Raw genomic sequence first — 2,551 nt, 5'->3', positions numbered from 1 at the left:
TTTGGCTGAGCATGCGCTCATTTGCTTGATGAGGAATAATCAATGATATATCTTCCAATGTCAAACCAGTATCCAGCAGAGCTTTTCGAATGAGGCTTTCTACGGTTCGAGACCCGAACTTGAAAACCTCCCGACCATTCATGGAAATCGGGCCTATAACCGGTGACTTTAACAATTCCAATCCACTGGGGTCCGAACCAAAATATGAATACTCTAACGCTGAATTGTCATTAGCTTTAAGAATGACGGCTCCGGCTCCGTCGCCGAACAATACTGCGGTGTTCCGGTCTCTCCAATCCACAAGCCTAGAAAATGTCTCCGATGCGATAATCAAAACGGTGTCGTAAGTTCCTCTACGAATGAGGTTTTGCCCTATACTTAAAGCATATACGAAACCTGTACAGGCAGCGGACAAATCGAACCCCGGTGCATTGCATCCAAGAATCTGGCCAACAGTTGCGGCTGTAGACGGAAAGGCAAACTCTGGAGTTGTGGTCGAAACAATAATAAAATCAATTTCCTTCGGCTTAATGTTCGCATGTCTTAATGCCTCTCGTGCCGCATTCGCGGCCATACGGGATGTGGACATGGATGAAGGTTCAGCGATATGACGTTCTTGAATTCCGGTTCGTTGCTTGATCCATTCATCGGAAGTATTCAAGTTTGCTTCTAAATCTTCATTACGGATAACTGTCGGTGGAACATAGGCTCCCACACCAATAATCATTGCAGATTGTCTGTGCATCGGACTGCCTCCCTCTTGATGCTTCCCCCGAAAGACCAAAAAATAGAGGAAACAAATGGAATCAAGAATAGGACAAGTGACTGTCCAAACCATTCGGATGTACCAAACCCAGGTGTATCAGCTGGGGGAGACTTTCTTTTGCCGCCTTTTCACCAGCTTCAATGCATACCCTCATCTTGGGAAAATCAAGTGAGAGTACATGGCCGACAATTGGCTGTATGACCAAATCCGCATATTGAAGGTTTTGGCGACTCAGAACGGTGGCCATAATGGAATAGGAGCGATATAACACATCCAGTGTATGCTTCGGTTCACGCTCTTCGTGTTGTCTCTCCACATCCACGGCAATAACAAGGTCCATCCCCATCACTTTGGGTATATCTGCAGGCAGGTTGTTGGTCATAGCCCCATCCACCAGAACCATGTCCTCGTAATGAACGGGTGCAAAAATTCCTGGAATGGACGCGGTTGAACGAAGAGCTAGACTGAGATTTCCCCTTTCCCAAACATAGGGGTTTCCCTTTTTTAGGTCGGTCGCGACGGTACGAAAGGGAATTGGAAGGTCTTCAATATTTACGTCTCGCAAACCATGTTGGTCGAGAAACTCAACGAATACGTTATGTAACTTCTTCCCGGCCATCATCCCACGTTTCCCTATTCGAACGTCCAATAACCGATACCACGGATAAGAGAGAACAAAATCCTCAATTTCTTCGATATCAATTCCCGCAGCGACTAGCCCTCCAATAACGCCACCGATACTGGTTCCGCAAATCAAATCAATCGTGACGTTCCATTTCTTGAACATCTTTAACACTCCAATGTGAGCTAAGCCACGTACGGCTCCACCGCCTAAGACCAAAGCTGTTTTGTACATCTGGGCGATCCCCCACATCAGAATCATTACCGACGATAACATATCACATTTTTGGTTTTTTGGGTACCTAGGCTTTGACATTACTCCTCATCATAGCTATACACTATACAATAGAGAATGATGGTATTTTGGCTTTTTGGGTCCGGAGGCAAAGGAACTTAATGAAATTAACTGAACGACGCAAACAGTTTCTGCAGCAATTGATTGATCTATATTATAGGACTCAACTTCCCGTTCATTATGAAGCTTTGGCTAAGGCCATTGGAGTCAGCAAATGGACGGCGTATGATATGCTCATGGAGCTAGAGAAGCTGGGGCTTTTGACGCGAAATTATTCTATTTCCCGTGGGGAAGTCGGGCGATCACAAATCGTTTTTCTACCCACCCAGAAAGCTTATGAGTTGTTTCAACAAAACTGCGTAACACCCACATTATTAGCTGATTGGCTAAAAATTCGTAATCGTATACTTGAATTAGTAAACTCCTCTTCAAACTCTCCAAAAGAGGCCATTCAAGAGATTATCCATGAAATAGCAAACGTACAAACACAAATTTCTTTCTGCGCACATATTGTAGGTCTCTTCCTTGTGTATTTCCGCAATCTCACTAAAAGTTCTATCGTGCTAATCAAACATTTCATTAATACAGTTTCTGATCCGGAAATACGCTTGACTGTGTTTGTGAGTTGCGTACTTGGTACCATGATTCAAACGACACATTCAGAACTTAGCGTTGAGGTTGTAAAATTAATTGAAAGTTTTTGGGTAAAACTAAATACACTCCCGGAGAATGAAAAGGTTCTCCTGTCGCAGTTCATGGATGAGACTTTGGATTAGAGAATGTGTAGTCTTCTAGTGTGTTCTTGTCACGTATCTTTGGTTTTTTTGTGTGATTTGGGGGTGGAGTTGATAGCTGACAATTGGGTTAAA

At 43.8% G+C, this 2,551-nt stretch carries 3 protein-coding genes; 1 reads left to right on the top strand and 2 read right to left on the bottom strand.

Annotated elements, in window-relative coordinates:
• Together ASH01S_RS18215 and ASH01S_RS17415 are read right to left on the bottom strand one after the other, a co-directional pair.
• A partial coding sequence (locus ASH01S_RS18215; RefSeq protein WP_169794274.1) for a beta-ketoacyl-ACP synthase 3 occupies positions 1–745 on the bottom strand: 745 nt, incomplete at its 3' end.
• A 61-nt stretch (positions 746–806) separates the two neighbouring features.
• Entirely contained in the window at positions 807–1,622 is an 816-nt protein-coding gene (locus tag ASH01S_RS17415) for a patatin-like phospholipase family protein (RefSeq protein ID WP_067929700.1), read from the bottom strand.
• A 161-nt stretch (positions 1,623–1,783) separates the two neighbouring features.
• Between ASH01S_RS17415 and ASH01S_RS17410 the strand changes: the two genes are divergently transcribed.
• The gene (locus tag ASH01S_RS17410) at positions 1,784–2,458 is read left to right on the top strand and encodes a LexA family protein (RefSeq protein WP_067929699.1); all 675 of its coding nucleotides are present in this window, start codon (positions 1,784–1,786) and stop codon (positions 2,456–2,458) included.
• Positions 2,459–2,551: the final 93 nt, after the last annotated feature.

Origin of the sequence: Alicyclobacillus shizuokensis NBRC 103103 (genome assembly GCF_001552255.1) — a bacterium.
Classification (GTDB): domain Bacteria; phylum Bacillota; class Bacilli; order Alicyclobacillales; family Alicyclobacillaceae; genus Alicyclobacillus_G; species Alicyclobacillus_G shizuokensis.
The sequence above is the reverse complement of the archived record's forward strand: the minus strand, read 5'-3'. Positions and strand labels throughout refer to the sequence as shown.

Coding starts and splice junctions, on each gene's coding strand:
- ASH01S_RS17415 (WP_067929700.1), bottom strand. CDS start 1,622: ATGTACAAAACAGCTTTGGTCTTAGGCGGTGGAGCCGTACGTGGCTTA.
- ASH01S_RS17410 (WP_067929699.1), top strand. CDS start 1,784: ATGAAATTAACTGAACGACGCAAACAGTTTCTGCAGCAATTGATTGAT.